Origin of the sequence: Butyrivibrio sp. MC2013 (assembly GCF_000424585.1) — a bacterium.
In the GTDB taxonomy this organism is placed as follows: Bacteria; Bacillota; Clostridia; order Lachnospirales; family Lachnospiraceae; genus Butyrivibrio.
This window is the reverse complement of sequence record NZ_AUKE01000007.1, coordinates 98,332-118,367: the sequence shown is the minus strand read 5'-3', so window position 1 is coordinate 118,367 and position 20,036 is coordinate 98,332. Positions and strand designations below refer to the sequence as shown.

Sequence of the window (20,036 nt, the reverse complement as noted above, 5' to 3'; positions counted from 1 at the left end):
GACTTCTTATGTACAAATAACAATAAAATAATCATATAAAGGAATGTTAATAAAAGCGCCATCCTCTATAATGATATAGAGGAGGGCGTTTTTATGATATTGGAGATTTCAGATAAGTATTTGGCATTCCCTGTTGCAAGGGATGCTGCAGAGCAAAAGATTGAATTGTATATTGAAGGAGTAAAGATAGGAGAGTCGGATCTGAAACTGGCTGATAAAGCGGATCATATCTTTACCATGGATGTGGAGAATTATATTGGCAGGAAGGTGGAGATACAGTCAAAAGCACCTAATGAGACACTCTCTCTTATAGAGTGCAGAAGCGAAAGGGAATCTGCAGATTATCCCTATCGTCCCCAGCTCCACTATACTGCTGATGAGGGCTGGATCAACGATCCCAACGGTCTTGTATATTCAGATGGTATCTATCATCTCTATTACCAGTGGAATCCCTATGGCTCATCCTGGGGAAATATGCACTGGGGGCATGCCGTCAGTCGTGATCTTATAAACTGGGAGCAGCATTCTATGGTAATGGAGCCTGACGAATATGGTACTGTGTTCTCGGGATCTGCTTATAAAGATATAAATAATGCTGCAGCCTTTGGGCGGGATGCACTGCTGTATTTCTATACCGCAGCAGGTGGTACTAATAAATGGTCAGTTGACAGAGGCGCCGGGCATACTCAGAGGCTGGCTGTATCTTTTGACGGAGGCGAGCATTTAGAGAAAAAGGGACTGCTCATAGATCATATTAAGGGAGGGAACAGAGATCCAAAGGTCTTTTATCATGGTGATAGCAGCTCCTATATTATGGTTCTCTACCTGGATGAAAATGAATTTGCTATATTCAGGTCTCCTGATCTTTTACATTGGACCGAGAGTCAGAGACTATCTGCAGAGGGGATGTGGGAATGTCCTGATCTTTTCTGCCTGCCAATAGATGGTGACAGAGATAATAGCAAATGGGTATTCTGGTCAGCTGATGGCTATTATATGCTAGGCTCTTTTGATGGCTATAGTTTCATTCCTGAAACAGAGGTATTACATGCCTATGGTAATGGGCTCCCCTATGCGGCTCAGACCTATTCAGGACTAGCTGATAGAGTGATCAGTATCGCATGGCTGCGAACTACGGCAGATAATGGCATCTACAGGGGGATGATGTCTATTCCCATGGAGCTGTCTCTTACAGCTACAACAAAAGGCCCCAGGCTCAAGATCAGTCCTGTCAGGGAACTGTGGGAGCATTTTGATAAGGCTGAGATGGCAGCAGATAAAGAAGGTGAGCTCTGCTATCAGTTAGAAGGCAGGGCTGCTATAATTGTTGCAGAGGCTACAAGTGATACTCCTGTTACCATCAGTATAGGAAAGAGTGAAATAGATATAAATAAATCCTTTGGCCCTGTTACCATAGTATTAGATAGCGGTATAATAGAGTATTATTATGATGATGGCCTTAAATATTTCTGCCTTGAAGCGGATGAAGACCTTTTGACGAAGTCCATACATGTTAAAGGCGAGGCCGTAAGTGCTGGGCTATATGAAAAGCGAAGAGAATAAGGCATAAAGCGCAGAAGCAGGCTCTTAAATGAATCGGGAACGGCTGATATATGGTGAAGATAAGATGCGTGGTGGAGAGGATTACATATCAGAATCCTGAAAATGGATATTCTGTACTTAAATGCAGGATCAAAGACTATGCTGACCTGGTTCCTGTAGTAGGTAATCTTTTGGATGCTAATGTTGGATCAGTGCTCATTGTGGAGGGCAGTTGGAAGGTGGATTCCAAATATGGCAGGCAGTTTCTTGCTGAGAACTGGGAAGAAACCCTGCCGGCTTCCATATACGGGATGGAGAAATATCTGGGATCGGGACTCATAAAGGGAGTCGGGCCGAAGTTTGCAAAAAAGATAGTACAGAGATTTGGGACTGATACTTTTGACATAATAGAAAATAATATAGGACTACTGATAGAAATAGAGGGGATTGGAAATAAGAGAGTCCAAATGATAGCAGAGTCCTGGGAGCGGCAAAAGGAGATCAAGAATATCATGCTTTTTCTCCAGGAACACCAGGTCTCCAGTTCCTATGCTGCCAAGATTTTCAAGCAGTATGGAAATGATAGTATAGCTGTTATGAAGGAGAATCCCTACAGGCTGGCAGATGATATCTGGGGGATAGGCTTTAAGACTGCGGATCAGATTGCCGGAAAGCTGGGCTTTGACTCTGAGTCCTATGTGAGACTTAGAAGTGGTATTATGTACACCTTGTCTGAGTTGGCCAGCGACGGACATGTCTATGCTGAAAAAGAGCAGCTGATAAATACAGCATCAGAGCTACTGGAAGCCTCTACGGAAACTATCACCATGACTCTGGATGACATGATCCTGAGGCAGGATCTGATACTGGAAAATAAGATAATAAATACTGATAAGGAAGGTAATATTTGCCCGGCGATCTATCTTCCACCCTTTTACTATGCAGAGCTTGGGACGGCCAGCAAATTAAAAAAGCTTGCGGCTTCTCCTGCTGGAGATAAGCTCTATACAAAGCTGATGAATGCCAGGGCAGAGACTGGTAACTATGATCTGTCTGTAGATGTGGATGCCATCAGCGCAAAGACAGGAATGGAATATGATGATGTCCAGGCAGCAGCCATAAGGACAGCGGCTACTGCCAAGGTGATGGTACTGACAGGCGGTCCGGGTACCGGCAAGACTACTACTACTCACGGCATCATATCAGCATATAAGACATATGGCCTGAGGATCCTCCTTGCTGCGCCAACGGGACGAGCTGCCAAGAGGATGACAGAAGCAACAGGGATGGAGGCAAGGACCATCCACCGCCTTTTGGAATGCAAGCCCCCCGAAGGATATCAAAAAGATGAGAACAATCCTCTGGAAGGAGATGTGCTCATAGTAGATGAATGCTCCATGATAGATATCATACTTATGAATGCCCTTCTTAAAGCGATCCCTGAGTCTATGCGTCTCATACTGGTGGGCGATATAGATCAGCTTCCTTCTGTAGGTGCAGGGAATGTACTTAGAGATATCATTGAATCTGCTGCTTTTCCTGTGGTGAGACTTACAAGGATATTCAGGCAAGCTATGGAGAGCAGGATAGTTATGAATGCCCATAGGATCAATGAAGGGCATATGCCTGATATTTCTAATTCTAAGGGGACGGATTTCTTTTACATAGAAGATGAAGATCCGGAGGATACGGTGTCCAGGATTGTGGAGCTGGTAAGCCATAAGCTTCCCGCATATTATCATGTAAAGCCCACGGATATCCAGGTCCTGACTCCCATGCAAAGAGGTGTGGTGGGGGCTACCAATCTGAATCTGGCTCTTCAGGAAAGGATCAACCCTCCTGAAGAAGAAGTCTATTTGCGTGGCAAGGGCAAGTGCATGATGCCAAAGCCGTGTGTTAGAAGAAGCGGATTTGCATTTCGCGCTGATGATAAGGTGATGCAGATAAAGAATAATTATGACAAAGAAGTCTTTAATGGTGATATAGGAATCATTTCGTCGGTTAATGAAAATGACAGGACGTTATCAGTATCTTTTGATGACAGGCAGGTGGAGTATGATGTGACTGAGCTTGACGAGCTGGTCCATGCCTATGCCACCACTATCCATAAGGCCCAGGGCAGTGAATATCCTATAGTGGTGATGCCGGTTCTCATGAACCACTATGTTATGCTCCAGAGAAATCTCATCTATACGGGTATCACCAGGGCCAAAAAGATAATGCTGGTCATAGGAAGCCGAAAAGCCCTTTCCTATGCAGTAAGGAATGTGACTGTGACAAAGAGAAATACTCTCTTGAAAGAAAGACTGGAAACTGATATAAAAAACTTATGAAAAAAGAAGATAAAACCAATGTAATGCGTGTGCTGGATGGCAAGAAGATAGCATATGAGAGTCATTCCTATGAAGCGGATCCTACTCTTTCCGGAGCGGAAATAGCCGGGATCCTTGGCGAAGATACAGAGAAGGTCTTTAAGACCCTGGTGACTCAGGGTAAGAGCGGAAGCTATTATGTATTTGTGGTACCGGTGGAAGCAGAGCTGGATCTGAAGAAGGCGGCAAAGGCAGCAGGCGAAAAATCGGTGAGTATGATAAAGCAAAAGGAGTTGCTGCCACTGACCGGATATGTACACGGCGGCTGTTCACCCATAGGTATGAAGAAGCAGTTTAAGACATTTATACATGAAACGGCTCCTTCCTATGAGAAGGTATTTGTAAGCGCGGGAAAAGTAGGATGTCAGATCGAGCTGGCACCGGATGAGCTCATGAAGGTATCGGGAGCCGTGGTGGCTGATATCGTATAAGTCGCAGGAAGAAGGATATTTTATCCAAGAATATATAAAATCTGTGATTGATGGGGGATATATGATCACAACCAATCTTTTTGAAACGACAGAGGCCAAAAAAGTCACTGTCCAAAAGGGTATATTCTCTGTAGTTGAATATGAGAAAGATCTGTCCGTGGAATCAGACAGAGCTCAGAAAGCCTATTTTGAATCTCTGATGGATGTGAGAAAAAGGCAGCTGACAGCGAATATTGATTATGATAAAGGTGTGATAGCTCAAAAGGGGCGCATGCAGCTGATGATAGGAGATCTGAAGGCTGAGACTGATATAGCGGGAGCGGGGGACCTGGTCAGAAAATTTGTCAGCGCCAGGGTTACGGGAGAATCTACGATCAAACCCAGGTATACAGGTAAAGGCATACTGGTACTAGAGCCTAGCTTCAGATATATTCTCATAGAAGATCTGGCTGACTGGGGCGGCGAAATGGTAATAGAGGACGGTATGTTCCTGGCCTGTGAGGACAGTGTGGATATCAGACTCAGTGCCAGGAGCAATGTGTCATCGGCAGTCCTGGGAGGAGAAGGTCTGATCAACACAAAGCTTACTGGAGAGGGACTGGTGGCTCTTGAATGCCCTGTTCCAAGGAGTGAGCTTATAGAGATCAGGCTGGATGATGACACTGTGAAGATAGATGGAAATATGGCCATAGCCTGGAGCGGAGATCTGAAATTTACCGTTGAGAGGACCACGGCTACCTTTGTGGGTTCTGTGGCAGCAGGAGAGGGCCTTGTCAATGTATACAGGGGAAGCGGCACTGTCCTGGTGGCACCTGTATTATCTAATAAAGCAATTCCCAGTCCCAATAATAATAAATGATGAGGAGATAGAGAGATGATTATTATAACATTCATAAAACAGCTGAGTCTTATTGAAATAATAATCGACGCGCTGATGATCATGGGAGCAATCGTGATCTTTAACAAGCTGAAAAAGGTTAACAAGGAATTGAAATCTATTAGTAAGGACAGCGAGAAAGCGTACAATAGTACCAGTAGCGAGATTAGGCTGGATGCAAAAGGAGATCTTAGCAGGCAGTCTGAGACCAGGATCAGCAGAGACAAGTTTGAGCCAATCAGAAGGAGATTTAATGAGCAGCTCGTGGAATTTATAAGATGGTCTAATCTCATTTCAGTTCTTCCAATGGCGGGGCTTTTGGGAACAGTATGGGGACTTATATCAGGCCTTGCGGTCAGCGGCGCAGAAGAAAGTTTTACTCATTTATATGCATCTCTTTCTATGGCTCTGAGCTCCACGCTTGTAGGCCTTGTAGCATCACTTATTCTTAAGATCTATGTATATTCTTCTCCTGAAAGATCAGTAAATGAAATAGAAATTCACTTTGAAGAAATAGACAGACTCTTTAACAATGCCATCGATCTGAATAATCTGATCAAAGATTAATAGATAAAGGATGATTATGAGAAAAATAGGTAGACGAGGTGGAGATCTGGATCTGACTCCCCTTTTGGACGTGATATTTATAATCCTGATGGTGGTCATGTGCAATCAGACCCTTCTGACAAAAGAGAGCAAGGCTGAGACAGCCGATATGCGAAAAGAGCTGGATGCTTGCGTGGCTGAAAACATTGCCGTGAAAGATCAGCTCTCTGCTATGGAAAATGAGGAAGACATCATATCCTATGTAACATTATCTGCGTCTTATGATTCGGATAATCCAAGGATCAGACACTTTAAGCTGATCAGAAATAATGAGACCGAAATAGAAGATATTGTGATCATTCCTGAAAAAGAGGATGAAGCATTTAAGCGTGTAGAAGAAGAGCTCGACACATTTGTTGCTGAATGGAAGGATAAACCGGTGCTGATAGTCCTTGATAAGGATCAGATACTATACAGGGATTATCAGAAATTGGATGAATATCTGTCAAAACTTCATGAAAAGTATAACAATATTTTTAGAACAGATAAGTGATAATGATCTTCTAAAATGCTTCGGCAGGGAATTGGAAAATGAATTACAATCTTTTAGCTATCATAATACTGATCATCTTGATTTTGTTTTTTATGATCTTCATACCAAAAAATAACCGGTTGCATAAAAACATAACTGCAAGAAGTGCATTTATAATGCTATTTATCATAGCAGCTTTGATTCTATTTGTTGTCAGATGCCTTGTGAAAAATATCTATATAAATGGCCTTGGAGACCTGGATACAGACTATGGCAAAATAAAAGATAGCATAGAGCATATTGTGCAGAAAGATATGTCTGAAGATGAGGGTGGCGGGGAGAAGAGTGATATATTACAAATAACTGTTGATCTGGACAGGATAGAAATAAATGGGAGCAGCTATAGCGATATCAGTGATATAAAGGATATGATATTTAAAGCCCTGTCCCGCGGGAATAAGATAAGAGTGATCGATGATTATGCCCTGGAAGAGACCTACTCAGCTCTTATGGAAATGCTGGAAGAAGCAGGTGCTGACAGGAGTGAAATAGAAGAGATCAGGCAGCCATAAGTATATGTGACATAGCAAAAGAGTAAAGGTGGCCTAAGATCTCTCAGATATCTGGCAATGACTATTATGTCTGATAGGTGTTATTCATGATAAAGATAAGAAAAATAATAATATTATTAATATCCATGATCGCCTGCTGGTCTCTCCTGGTAGCTGCAGACTGGTTTGAAATAAAGCTAAGGAGCGTGGATGAAAAGGATAACCGCCTTGTAAATCTGGGCAGTATACTGGGCGGCGCTGAGAAATTCGATGCTGACAGGATCCCTGCACCAATTGATGATACTGATGAGGGAAGTGAAGATGACAGTAGTCAGGACGTGACTGACAATAATCTTCAGATAAAGCCTGATCCCCATGATAAGGAACTGACTATCAGCATAAGGGCAAAGGAGATCAGGATAAACGGCAGAGTGGTTTCTGAGGGAGATTTTGAACCCCGTTTTGGCGCTATATATGATGGAAGCCAGAGCGTAATATTAGAAGACGATTATGCGGATTATCAGATATACAGCATGATCATGAGATCTCTAAATGACAAGAAGATCAGGATAAGAGAGAAGAGATCAGCTGACTCTGATATTCGTAATTAAACAGACAAACTATAAACTTATGTTGATCATTGAAGGTGCTGCATGGATGACTAAAAATAGAAAAATGAAAGAAATAAAACTAATAGCTCTTCTTATGATGGCCCTTTTTATGACTACGGCAGCAGGCTTTCATAAGAATCCGCCAAAGCTGGATCTGGAGGAATATCCTGTGTATTATGCTGCTGACATAGAAGATATAGCCGCTGACATGTCTGCAGATATCAGCAGGGCTTATGATGAATATGATGATGATGCCATAGTGCTAAGCGGGCAGATCACTGAGATTGGCAAGAATAATAAGACTGCAACCTTGGTCTCTTCTTCTGCCAGCATAGAGCTAAAGATAAGCGATAAAAGTGAAATAGAAAAGCTGACAGCGCCTGTAAATGTGACAGCCTACGGAAGACTGCAGATAGATAAGAAAAAGCCTGATAAGCTCCTATTGGAAGTGGATCATATTTCGAAGGGAGATAATAGTCTTACAAAGGACCGATATATATATAACGGAAGATCCTATGATGACAATGATGGCCTGAAGGTCACCCTGGCTGATGGCATAGTAAGCTATATAATCCCTGCTTCCTGGAAGGATCTGGAGCTGGTATCAGACGTGGAAAAGGGATACTTTAATCAAATGATAGAGGCAGCAGACTGCGGTAAGATTTATAGTATCAGAGACAGGGTTTCTTCGGATGCAGCAGATCTCTTAATCATTTTCTATTTTGATAACAATGTATTTTTGGAAGTGAATAATGATAAGACAGACAGGAAGGATATTGAGAAGGCTATTATCACAAATATCTGTCCCGAAGAGGACTTTGCTATACTGAATCCCACCAAGTGGGGATATCCTACGGAAAAAAGTGTAAACAGGTCAGGACTGAAGCTGGATCATTATGTGGCAAAGTATAATAATTACAGAGCGGAATTTGCTTTTGCTCCTGCAGATGAAGGCATCTGTGTGATGCTCCATATGTATGTCAATGATAAGGTCATCACCGATGATATACGCTACGTCATTGACAGTCTTGAGATTAATGAGTGATAAGAGCTCTTTAGGAAAACTTCCGGATATAGCAAGGAATCATCTTTGTATTGCGTGCAAATAAATAACGCGATATATAATTTTACAATCTTTTAATATCTCCAAGAGGCATTTTTTGCGTAAAAGGTGGTAGAATGAGAGAGAATTGGAGGTAAGATATGAAAGATATAATTCAAAATAAAAGCTTTGATGAGGAGCGCGCACTCTACGGATGCGAGGATGTTCGCGTAGAAAACTGCCGCTTTGACGGCCCTGCAGATGGCGAAAGCGCCTTTAAGGAAGGCAGGAATATAGAGGTTGCTGACTCCTTTTTTAACCTTAGATACCCTTTCTGGCATGATAAGGGACTGAGCATCGAATCCTGCGAGATGACTGAGAACTGCAGAGCAGCCCTCTGGTACACAGAAGATGCTGTGATCACAGGCAGCAAGCTCCATGGTATCAAGGCTCTTAGAGAGTGCTCTGATATCAGGATCGAGGATTGTGATATCATCTCTCCTGAGTTTGGATGGTCTGTGGATGATATCAGTATGAAGGATTCATCTGCAGTCAGCGAGTATTTTATGATGAGATCTACTGATCTCAAATTTGATAATGTAAAGCTCAAGGGTAAATATTCTTTTCAGTATATAGAGGATTCCGTATTTGACAATTGTAATTTTGATACCAAGGATTCCTTCTGGCATGCCAAAAATGTCCTGGTCAAAAACTCTGTGATCAAGGGTGAATATCTGGCATGGTACTGCGAGAATGTAACTTTCGAGAACTGCAAGATCATAGGCACTCAGCCTCTGTGCTATTGCAAGAATCTAAAGCTTATAAATTGCGAGATGTTAGAAGCTGATCTTGCTTTTGAAAAATCTGATGTATATGCCGAGATCAACAGCCCTATGATCAGTATAAAGAATCCCAGAAGCGGCAAAATCACAGTTCCTTCTGTGGGCGAGCTGATAATGGATGATCCTGAGGCTAAGGGAATGGTACAGACGGCATAGAAATGCATCCATGCATTTCTGGGCATGCCGAGTTATATCCTTATAACAGACGGCATAGAAGTGCATATGTTATTAGACGTACCTTCAGAAACACGCATTTACTGCGTGTTTCGTGAGAACATGAATCTGGCAAATAGGCCCAGCAGCTTTAGCTGCTTATAAATGGCCTATTTGCATACATTCTTGGATTATTTATCCAAGAATGTATAGATTAATAGGGGGGCATGGAGATGATTTTACTAACTGGTGCAAGTGGCTTTGTAGGGCATAAGATTGCTGAACTTCCAGGGGTCATAGCATGCCCGTCCCTAAGGGGAAAGAGCGAAGAGGATATCAGGCGCATAGTAGAAGAGAGCGGCGCTGATGTCATCATCCATACAGCAGCTATGTCTGATATAGGGACCTGCGAGGCTCACCCTGATGAGTCCTATTATGCAAATGTGCAGATACCTGTGTATCTGGCAAAGGCGGCGGGCAAGAGGAAGCTGGTGTGCTTTAGCTCTGACCAGGTATATAGCGGTATGGACGAGCCCGGGCCTTATAAAGAAGATGAGGTAAAGGCTGCCAATCTTTATGCCAGAGAAAAAATAGAAATGGAAGAGCGGGTCCTTGATATATCTCCTGATGCTGTAATGCTAAGAGCAGAGTGGATGTATGATTATTATGAGGCTAGGAGCAACTACTTTATGCTCCTCTTAAATTCTAAAGGACCTCTTTACTTTAGCTCCAAGGACTACAGAGGTGTGACTTATCTAAAGGAAGTGGCGTCCAATATCTTAAAGACTACCCTTCTTCCCGGCGGCGCTTATAATTATGGCAGTGAGACTGACAGATCTTTCTATGATATTACAAAGGATTATCTTCTAAAGCTTGGTAAGGATACTGAGCTTATCGACTCGGAGCCTTCTCATAATCTCTGGATGGACTGCAGTAAGGCTGCTTCATATGACATCTTCTTTAGTGGTGTGGAGAATGGTCTTATGAAATGTGCAAGGGATTATGGTGTGATCTGAAACTGCAGTAAAAAAGAATAATTGCGTAGTTTTTACTAAAAGCTTATTAAAACTTCTGCTCAAATTGGGCAGAAGTTTTTTGTGCATTAATGCAAATTGACAATAAATAACAGCTGAGCTACGATTAAACAAGTTTAGCGATTAACCATAGATATAGGGATAAAAAAGCTGTTAAAAGCCAATAAATTAGAGGCGGAGTTTAATCGGCAAAATAAACAGGTTAATCAAAAAACCTCTCATAGGTTAACGCGTTAACCTAAAAATAATGATTGGCATATCAGAAAAAGGAGGATCAAATGAGAAGGGGAAGATTGCAAAAAAGGGTTATGGCATTCGTTCTTCTGCTTACTGTGTTGCTGGCATTTGCGTTGCCCGCAACATCAGATGTAAATGCTGAAAGTCTGGGTGACACTAAGGCCCCGGCTTCTAGTATCTATTTCTACAACGCCGGTAATTGGGGAAGCGTAGGAGCTTACATATACGGTGATAAGGGTGAGCTACTGGGCGGCTGGGGTAATACCACCGCTGCAGCTGCAAGTGAACTGGGAGATAAATGGCTTAAGGTGGAAGTAGGAGAGCTTCCGCCCTTTAGTATCATCTTCTATAACAAGGACAATGACAGCGAGAGGGCAGAGCTGTATCTTCCTTCTGCTGACCATATTTATGTCAGTCCTGATGCTGCATCTTTTACATCCAAAGAAGCGCTCTTGGAGCATATGGAAGGTGTGAAAACAAAAGTATATTTCTTTAACTATTCTGAAGCTGCAGAACCTTTTGAAGAAGTATATGCCTATGCATATATAAATGATAGCTCAGTGGCAGGCGTGGGCTGGCCGGGGCTGAAGCTTACAAAATCTGATATTGGAGACAACTGGTGGGAGACATATATACCTGCCAATGCACTTACAGATCCAATAAATGTGATATTCAGCGACAATGGACAAAGGCAGCTGGATCCTGTAGTGGTGACCAATAACGATAATAACTATGCTACCCTTTCCGGAGATGGGCTTGTATATACAAGCCGCGATGCTGCGGAGATATCCTCAGGCATCAATATTGAGACCACTGTATATCTCTTTAATAACAACGACTGGGAGAATATGGGTGTCTATGTATACGGCAATCCCGGTGAAGCCCTGGGAGGCTGGCCTGGTAAGTCACCTGTTGCTGCTCCTGAGCTGGGCGATAGATGGTATAAGATCACAGTGCCTGCTACTGTTCCCTTTAACATCATATTCTTTAACCTGGATGCGCAGGATGAGAGGACAGAGCTCCTGCTGTCCTCTGAGCAGAGCCTCTACGTGACAGGTTCCGGAGCAGTATATGGATCAGCCTTTGAAGCAGAGGCAGCCTGCGGAATGGTGGATGAAAGTGAGCTTGCAGTGGTCTATTTCTATAACAGCAGAGGCTGGGGCGATATCAATGCATACACCTATAAGATCACAGGGGATGATAAGGCTACTCTTGGAGCTTCCTGGCCGGGCACTCCCGCAAGTAGAGCGGCGGAAATAGGCGAAAACTGGTGGAAGGTCACAGTGCCTGTAAGATCATCTGATATTTCAGCTGATAACAAGTTTGGGATAATCTTCAACGATGGTGTAAATCAGATGCCAAATGGAGCGGTGATATCAGATCCTGCGTTTGTGTATACTATCCCTACAGAGGAAGTCTTTGACAGCCCGGAGGCAGCTATGGCAGCTGCAGCTCTGGACGACTATGATGATGGCTGCGAGGAAGGACCCAATAGCGATCTGGATGATACGGTAATAGTATATGACGGTTACGGGGCAAGAGCTCCCTATATAAGCTATGAAGCTGAAGAAGCAGAGACAAGTGGAGTAATATTGCCAAAGAGCAGTGCTTATTCATCAGATATTCAGTCAGAAGCCAGCGGCAGGAGTGCTGTAAGGCTCGATGATAGCGGAGAATATGTGGAATTCACTCTTAAAGAGGAAGCAAATGCTATAGTTCTTCGCTATTCCATACCGGACAGCATGGATGGTGCGGGCCTGCAAGATACTCTTAGCCTGTATATCAATGGTTCTGAGATAAAGGATATGGAGCTGACTTCAGCTTATTCATGGGTCTATGGATCATATCCCTATTTCAACAGACCAGCAGATGGCAGACCTCACAGGTTCTATGATGAGATACATTTCCTTCTGGATGATACATATCCTGCAGGAAGCAAGGTAAGGCTGCAAAAGGATGCCGGGGATAATGCGGAATACTATATCATAGATCTGATGGAGACAGAGAAGGTGGCTGCACCTGGCATTCAGCCTGAAGGCAGCATATCAGTAACAGATCATGGCGCTATACCCGGGGACGGAATTGATGACAGAGCCGCTTTTGAAGCTGCAATAGAAGAAGCTATGCTTTCTAAAAAGGAAGTGTGGATACCTGCAGGTGACTTTGATCTGAAAGAAAAAAAGCCCCTTAATATAGCGGGGATAACTATAAGAGGTGCAGGTTACTGGTATAGTAATCTTAAAGGACAGGGTGCTGGCTTTAAGTATAGCGGAACGGTAAAGTTTAGAAATTTTGCGATCCTGGGAGATTCGAGAATACGTGATGATGCAGGAGACCTGGCTGCTATAGAAGGAAACGGATCAGCTGCCAGAAATGTTACTATAGATGGTATCTGGGTAGAACATACCAAGGTAGGTGTATGGAGCTGTAATACCGAAAACCTGCTCATCCAGAATTGCAGGATCAGAAATACCTATGCGGATGGTATCAACCTCTGCTCCGGAACAAGCGGCGCAGTCGTTAGAAATAATCATCTTAGAAATACCGGAGATGATGCTATTGCAAGCTGGCCCTGGCTGGCAAACTGCTATGATAACAGGATCGTACATAACACCGTAGCGGTACCCACTCTGGCAAATGCTATTGCCATATATGGAGGTGGTGATTTCGTCATTGAGGATAATTATCTTGCAGATACTATTGCTAACGGTGCAGGTATAGCGGTAGGCTCTGAATTCCAGACCGCAAAGGGTTTTACAGCTCCTGTCACTGTCAGAAATAACAAGCTGGACAGATGCGGCTCTATGCAGATAGATGAAGGCTACCCTGTAGGAGCCATATGGATCTGGTCCTCTACCAGAATGTCAGGCAGTAACATGAATGAAGCTGTTTTTGTAAATGACAATCTTATACTTGACTCCGTAGGAACAGCTATAACAATAGAATGTGGAAATGATCTTACTAATGTAAGCTTCGACAATAACACAGTAGACGGAGCAGTAACAGCTGTTCATGAGTATTATCCGGGCGGAGCCGGCACGGGCTTTGGAACAATGAAAGGTCTTAAAGTAAGCAACGTGACAGGCGAGCTTTGGAAGGATGATGCACCCCTCTTTACTCTTAGTTGGGATGATGCAGATCCTGCTGAGGGCGACGATAATGGTCAGATAGAACCCGGTAATGACTCCGATGAGGATCATAAAAATAATCCTTCTAAAGATAAGCCGAAAAAAGATTCCGGTAATGGCAATGGAACAGCTGGTGGTTCTTCCGGTAATAGTAGTTCTAATGAGGGATCTTCTAACGTAGGTAATCAGGAAAGCTCAAACTCTTCAGTTAATAGTAATACTACCGGCGGAAATGTAAATGAAAATACAGATGTAAGCACATCTCAAAAATCTGATGTACCGGCTGTATCTGTAAATGACACAGATACAGTAGCTACTGATAAAACAGCTACATCCGGATCATCTTCTAAAAAGGCAGTGAGAGTGAAAACAGACGAAGAGGATGAAAACGTCGATGATCTGCTGGCTAGTGTAGATCCTGATGTTGAAGATGGGCCTGATGATATTACCGATAGTGAAGAATCTGCAGAAACCGTGGATGACCTGGAGATGACCGGGGATGACGATCTTGAAGCAGCAAAGGAGTATGATGAAGAAATAGTAGATATAAGCGATGAGGAGACACCACAGAGCGATTTGATCATCTCGGACTCTAATACTGTAGGGATCATTGCTGCTGTAAGTGCAATAATTCTTTCAATTGCAGCAGGAGTAGCTGGATACTTGTTCAAATTGAGAAGAAGATCTGCTTGATGTTTTTTCTAATGCATTATTCTTGTAAGTTCAGATATAATACCTTCATAACTTGCTGCTGTAGAAATAACTTTCTACAGCAGCTTTTTGGTCTGTGCAGGAAGCCGCTCAAATGGTAGTATGGAAGTGGAGGGATAATCTATGAAAACAGTAGAAGTAGCAGCGGCAGTAATAAGATCTGAAGATGAATCCGGACGCCCTGTTATCTATGCGACCTGCAGAGGCTACGGAGGCTGGGAAGGCTATTGGGAATTTCCCGGAGGCAAGCTTGAGGAAGGGGAGACTCCCCGTCAGGCACTTATAAGGGAGATCAGAGAAGAGCTGGATATCGAGATAGAAGTAGGCGATTATCTGGATACTGTGGAATATGATTATCCCGACTTCCACCTGTCTATGGAATGTTATATATGCAGGATAGCTTGTGGTGAGCCAAAGCTCCTTGAGCATGAGGCTGCCGTCTGGGTAGGAGTGGATGACCTGGAGAGCCTGGGATGGCTTCCTGCGGACAGGGTACTGCTTCCCAGGATCAAGGAACTGATGAAGTGAATAAAAGGGGGAAAGCTATGAAAATGACGAATATTGTAAACGGTCCTGATAATGTATCCAGGATCATTATGGGATGTATGCGTATGCCTGCTCTGTCAGTAGATGAGGCAGCAGGCATGATTAAGACTGCTCATGAGCTTGGTATCAATTTCTTTGACCATGCTACCTGCTATGGCGATGGTGAAGCTGAGAAGAGATTTGGAGATGCTCTTCCTCTTACCGGTATCAGGAGAGAGGATATCTTCATCCAGAGTAAGTGCGGTCTTCACTTTGACCGTCAGGAATTTGACTGGAGCAGGGATGACATATTAATGTGCGTGGATGAGATACTTGAGAGACTTCAGATGGACTATCTGGATGCACTGCTTTTGCACCGTCCGGATCTCCTCTTTGATCCTGAGGAAGTGGCAGAGGCTTTTGATAAGCTCCATACATCCGGCAAGGTTAGATATTTTGGAGTCAGCAATACTACTCCCGGACAGCTTGAGCTTCTTAGAAAATATGTAAAGCAGCCAATACTCTTCAATCAGCTGCAGTTGTCCATTGAGCAGAGCCAGCTCATAGACGGCGGGCTCTATCTCAATAATATGACTACAGACATGTCTATCAACAGGGATTATGGTGTGCTGGATTATTGCAGATTACATGATATCACTATCCAGGCGTGGTCACCCCTTCAGTTTGGCATGTTCGGTGGATGCTTCATAGATCATCCGGATTTCCCTGAGCTTAATGCAGCTCTGCAAAAGCTTGCTGATAAATACGGCGTGTCAAAGACAGCCATAGCTATTGCCTGGATTCTCAAACACCCTGCCAGGATGCAGGCAATAGCAGGCACTATGAATCCGGATCACCTTAGAGAGTTCTGCGATGCATCTAAGGTAGACCTGACTCACAACGAATGGTATGAGCTATACCTGGCTTCAGGCAAGTTCCTGCCCTGATGTCATGCGATACCGATAATGATCGCTGTCACATATATCACAAGAGATGCCAGCCATGCAATGGAGCACTGTGCCAGTATAACAGCCAGTGCCCATTTGCTGCCAAGCTCCCTTTTGATAGAAGCGATGGCGGCAACGCAGGGGGTATAGAGGAGCGAGAATACCAAAAGGCATACTGCGCTCACAGGTGAGAGTGCTGCAGTCACATTGCCCTCAAAGAGGACCTCCATGGTGGATACTACGCTTTCCTTGGCTATAAATCCGCTGATAAGTGAGGTTGCGATCTTCCAGTCCCCAAGCCCTACGGGACGAAGAATGGGTACCAGAAAACCTGATATCATTGCCAATATACTGTTTCTGGAATCTGTTACTATATTCAGTCCTATGTCAAATGTCTGCAATACCCAGATGATGATGGTAGCCATAAAGATTATGGTGAAGGCCCTGGTGATAAAGTCTTTGGCCTTGTCCCAAAGGAGTCTGATCACATTTTGCAGTCCGGGTATACGATAATTGGGCAGCTCCATTACAAAGGGAGAAGCTTCGCCCTTAAAGGTGAATATCTTGGCAAAAAGGGCTGCGGCTATACCAAGCACGATGCCCAGCATGTAGAGTCCTACCATGATCAGTGCTTTGTATCTGGGGAAAAAGGCATCTACAAAAAATGCGTATATTGGCAGCTTGGCAGTGCAGCTCATAAAGGGAGTAAGGATGATGGTCATCTTCCTGTCTCTCTCGCTGGGCAGGGTACGGCTGGACATGACTGCGGGAACAGTACAGCCAAAGCCAATAAGAAGGGGGACTATGCTCCTTCCTGACAGTCCTATTTTCCTCAGGAGCTTGTCCATGACAAAGGCTACTCTTGCTATATAACCGCTGTCTTCCAGCATGCTGAGGAAGAAGAAAAGGGTCACGATGATGGGTAGGAAGCTCAGTACTCCGCCCACGCCTGCAAATATACCATCTATGATAAGGCCATGTATGGCTTCATTTACTCCTGCTCTTGTAAGGAGCGCGTCTACAATGCCGCTAAGGCTGTCAATGGCGGTTTCTAATAGTCCCTGGAGCCCGCCTCCTATCACATTAAATGTGAGATAGAATATAAGCGCCATGATGATAAAGAAAACCGGGATTGCCGTATATTTGCCTGTGAGTATCCTGTCTATCCTTTCGCTGCGTAGGCTCTCTTTGCTCTCATGGGGCTTTCTCACAGTCTTTTTGCAGACCTTGCTGATGTAGGCAAAGCGCATATCTGCTATGGATGCACTTCTGTCCAGGCCTCGCTCCTTTTCCATCTGGATGATGATATGCCTTATGGTCTCCTTTTCATTGCTGTCCAGGGCCAGCTGGTCGATGATCAGATTGTCATCCTCGATCACCTTGCTGGTGGCAAAACGAAGAGGAAGCCCGGCGTGGGCAGCGTGATCCTCGATGAGGTGGCTGATGCCGTGGATGCATCTGTGTACCTGTCCGCCGTGATCGTTTTCATCGCAGAAATCCTGTTTAAGTGGCTTTTCCTGATAGTAAGCTACGTGTATGGCGTGATCTATGAGCTCGTCCACGCCTTCATTTTTGGCAGCGGAGATGGGTACCACAGGTACTCCCAGCATCTCCTCCATTGCATTGATATCTATGCTGCCGCTATTGGCAGTAACTTCGTCCATCATGTTCAGCGCTACTACCATGGGGATATCCATTTCAAGGAGCTGCATGGTCAGGTAGAGATTACGCTCAATATTGGTGGCATCTACGATGTTGATGATGCCCCTTGGCCTCTCCTTTATCACAAAGTTTCTGGATACTATCTCTTCATTGGTATAGGGAGACATGGAATATATGCCGGGCAGGTCAGTGACCATGGTGCCGGGATGACCCTTGATGGGACCGTCCTTACGGTCTACTGTGACTCCGGGGAAGTTGCCCACATGCTGATTGGAGCCGGTGAGCTGGTTAAAGAGTGTGGTCTTGCCGGAGTTCTGATTGCCTACCAGGGCAAAGGTGATGATCTCGCCCTCGGGAAGAGGGCTGCCGCTTCCCTTGGGATGGTATTTGCCGCCTTCTCCAAGGCCCGGATGGGGAGAGGCTTTCTGACCTGCATCTGTAAGAGATTCAGATGTCTTTTTGACAGGATCGTCCTCTTCCTCTATGTTGGAAAAAGATTTGATGGGTTTAATATCTATTTTTTCGCACTCTGTCAGCCTGAGTGTAAGCTTATATCCATGTATCAATATTTCTATAGGATCACCCATAGGAGCGTATTTGACTACTTTGAGCTCTGCACCGGGGATGACTCCCATGTCAAGGAAATGCTGCCTGAGAGCGCCTGTGCCTCCTACTGTGGTTACTTCTCCGTATTCACCTATCTTTAGATCTCTTAACGTCATGGTGATCCTCCGTAAAATATTCTTATCCGAACAAGTGTTAGGCATATCAAATTATAAAGAAATAATAAATTTTTTCAAGTGTGCTATACTATTTTCTGTTATTACTATAGATAGCATGAATAAATAGAAAAGAGGGTAGATCATCAAATGAACAGTAATTATCGTATCGAGCACGATTCTATGGGCGAAATGAAGGTGCCCGCAGACAAATACTGGGGAGCTCAGACCCAGAGAAGTCATGAGAATTTCCCTATTGGTGTGGGCCTGGAGCAGATGCCCTGTGAGATCATAGAGGCTTTTGCCATATTAAAAAAGGCTGCGGCCATGGCAAATCATGAGCTTAAGCCTGAGAAAATGACAGAGGCCAAGCTGGATGTGATATCAAAGGTCTGCGACGAGATAAGAGAAGGCGGGCTCTCCGATAATTTCCCTCTGGTTGTATGGCAGACAGGCTCAGGCACTCAGTCCAATATGAATGTAAACGAGGTCATAGCAGGACGCGGCAATGAGATAGCAGGCGAGAAGCTCCTTCATCCCAATGACGATGTGAATATGAGCCAGTCTTCCAATGATACATATCCTACTGCTCTTCATATATCGGCAGTACTGCTTTTGGAAAACAGGCTGATACCTGCAGTGGAGACCCTGGTAACAGCTTTTAAGAAGCTGGAAGAAGAAAACAAAGGCATAGTAAAGAGCGGTCGTACACATCTGCAGGATGCAGTGCCGATCTCTTTTGCCCAGGAGATAAGCGGCTGGAGGAGTTCTCTTGAGAGAGATATACAGATGATAAAGCTCTCCCTTGCGCCCTTAAAAGAGCTGGCTCTTGGTGGTACAGCAGTGGGTACAGGACTTAATGCACCAAAGGGCTTTGATAAGCTGGTAGCAGCTAAGGCTGCGCTTCTTGCGGGAACTGATTTTACCAGTGCTGAAAACAAATTCCATGCACTGACTTCCAGGGATGAGATCGTATTTGCTCACGGCGCTGTCAAGGCTCTGGCTGCAGATATGATGAAGATCGCCAATGACGTGCGCTGGCTCTCATCCGGCCCCCGCTGCGGACTGGGCGAGATCCACATCCCTGAAAACGAGCCCGGCAGCTCCATCATGCCCGGCAAGGTCAACCCTACCCAGTGCGAGCAGGTGACCATGGTGGCAGTGCAGGTCATGGGCAATGATGCTGCTATAGGCTTTGCTGCATCCCAGGGCAACTTTGAACTCAATGTATTCCTGCCTGTGATCGCATATAACTTCATCCAGTCAGCAAGACTGATGGCAGATTCTATCCTGTCCTTTACCAATAACTGCGTAGTAGGCATCACACCAAATAAGGAAAAGATGCACGAGAACCTGCACAGATCCCTGATGCTGGGAACTGCGCTGAATCCCTATATCGGATATGAAAACGTAGCAAGATGCGCCCATAAGGCCCTGGAAGAGAACATCTCCCTGAAGGAAGCCTGCGTGGAGCTGGGCTATATGACGCCCGAAGCCTTTGACGAAGTATTCCACCCTGAAGAAATGGCCGGAGAATGAATTTCATAGAAGTGCATCCATGCACTTCTGAACAT

Annotated in this window: 16 protein-coding genes; 15 read left to right on the top strand and 1 reads right to left on the bottom strand. The window is 44.4% G+C overall.

Going from position 1 to position 20,036, the window contains the following annotated elements:
• Positions 1 to 93: 93 nt before the first annotated feature.
• The 14 genes from G636_RS19350 (at position 94) to G636_RS0105055 (ending at position 16,081) form a co-directional block, all read left to right on the top strand.
• Positions 94 to 1,563 carry a glycoside hydrolase family 32 protein gene (locus G636_RS19350; protein WP_051226545.1) on the top strand — a complete coding sequence of 490 codons (1,470 nt, stop codon included), beginning with the start codon at positions 94 to 96 and terminating at the stop codon, positions 1,561 to 1,563.
• Between the two features lie 50 nt (positions 1,564 to 1,613).
• Complete coding sequence (gene recD2, locus G636_RS17385) at positions 1,614 to 3,875, top strand: SF1B family DNA helicase RecD2 (protein WP_035778829.1); 2,262 nt, start codon at positions 1,614 to 1,616, stop codon at positions 3,873 to 3,875.
• A complete protein-coding gene (gene ybaK, locus G636_RS0105110) occupies positions 3,872 to 4,345 on the top strand; it encodes a Cys-tRNA(Pro) deacylase (RefSeq protein WP_026507163.1) in 474 nt (157 codons plus the stop codon). The genes recD2 and ybaK overlap by 4 nt, the downstream gene beginning before the upstream one ends.
• Before the next feature lie 61 nt (positions 4,346 to 4,406).
• Complete coding sequence (locus tag G636_RS17380) at positions 4,407 to 5,204, top strand: AIM24 family protein (RefSeq protein ID WP_051226543.1); 798 nt, start codon at positions 4,407 to 4,409, stop codon at positions 5,202 to 5,204.
• Positions 5,205 to 5,219: 15 nt separating this feature from the next.
• Positions 5,220 to 5,789, top strand: a complete 570-nt coding sequence (locus G636_RS0105100) for a MotA/TolQ/ExbB proton channel family protein (protein ID WP_026507162.1) — start codon at positions 5,220 to 5,222, stop codon at positions 5,787 to 5,789.
• A 16-nt stretch (positions 5,790 to 5,805) separates the two neighbouring features.
• On the top strand, positions 5,806 to 6,321 hold the full coding sequence (locus G636_RS0105095) for a hypothetical protein (protein ID WP_026507161.1): 516 nt from the start codon (positions 5,806 to 5,808) through the stop codon (positions 6,319 to 6,321).
• 203 nt (positions 6,322 to 6,524) lie between these two features.
• Positions 6,525 to 6,872, top strand: coding sequence for a hypothetical protein (locus G636_RS17375; protein ID WP_196803035.1), 348 nt, complete (start codon positions 6,525 to 6,527; stop codon positions 6,870 to 6,872).
• Positions 6,873 to 6,958: 86 nt separating this feature from the next.
• Positions 6,959 to 7,462, top strand: a complete 504-nt coding sequence (locus tag G636_RS0105085) for a hypothetical protein (protein ID WP_026507159.1) — start codon at positions 6,959 to 6,961, stop codon at positions 7,460 to 7,462.
• A 64-nt stretch (positions 7,463 to 7,526) separates the two neighbouring features.
• Positions 7,527 to 8,507 (top strand): hypothetical protein, encoded by a 981-nt coding sequence (locus G636_RS0105080; RefSeq protein ID WP_196803034.1) that lies wholly within the window; start codon positions 7,527 to 7,529, stop codon positions 8,505 to 8,507.
• A 158-nt stretch (positions 8,508 to 8,665) separates the two neighbouring features.
• Positions 8,666 to 9,502 (top strand): DUF3737 family protein, encoded by an 837-nt coding sequence (locus tag G636_RS0105075; protein ID WP_026507157.1) that lies wholly within the window; start codon positions 8,666 to 8,668, stop codon positions 9,500 to 9,502.
• A gap of 230 nt (positions 9,503 to 9,732) precedes the next feature.
• Positions 9,733 to 10,515 (top strand): sugar nucleotide-binding protein, encoded by a 783-nt coding sequence (locus G636_RS0105070; RefSeq protein WP_051226541.1) that lies wholly within the window; start codon positions 9,733 to 9,735, stop codon positions 10,513 to 10,515.
• A gap of 296 nt (positions 10,516 to 10,811) precedes the next feature.
• The gene (locus G636_RS19345; RefSeq protein ID WP_051226540.1) at positions 10,812 to 14,591 is read left to right on the top strand and encodes a starch-binding protein; all 3,780 of its coding nucleotides are present in this window, start codon (positions 10,812 to 10,814) and stop codon (positions 14,589 to 14,591) included.
• 141 nt (positions 14,592 to 14,732) lie between these two features.
• A complete protein-coding gene (locus G636_RS0105060; RefSeq protein WP_026507155.1) occupies positions 14,733 to 15,137 on the top strand; it encodes a (deoxy)nucleoside triphosphate pyrophosphohydrolase in 405 nt (134 codons plus the stop codon).
• Between the two features lie 17 nt (positions 15,138 to 15,154).
• A complete protein-coding gene (locus tag G636_RS0105055; RefSeq protein WP_026507154.1) occupies positions 15,155 to 16,081 on the top strand; it encodes an aldo/keto reductase in 927 nt (308 codons plus the stop codon).
• A 2-nt stretch (positions 16,082 to 16,083) separates the two neighbouring features.
• Here the strand turns inward: G636_RS0105055 and feoB are convergent, their stop codons facing one another.
• Positions 16,084 to 18,465: a ferrous iron transport protein B gene (feoB, locus tag G636_RS0105050; protein WP_026507153.1), complete on the bottom strand. Its 2,382-nt coding sequence runs from the start codon at positions 18,463 to 18,465 to the stop codon at positions 16,084 to 16,086.
• Positions 18,466 to 18,612: 147 nt separating this feature from the next.
• Here feoB and fumC point away from each other — a divergent pair, with 147 nt between their 5' ends.
• Positions 18,613 to 20,001, top strand: a complete 1,389-nt coding sequence (fumC, locus tag G636_RS0105045) for a class II fumarate hydratase (RefSeq protein WP_026507152.1) — start codon at positions 18,613 to 18,615, stop codon at positions 19,999 to 20,001.
• Positions 20,002 to 20,036 lie beyond the last annotated feature (35 nt).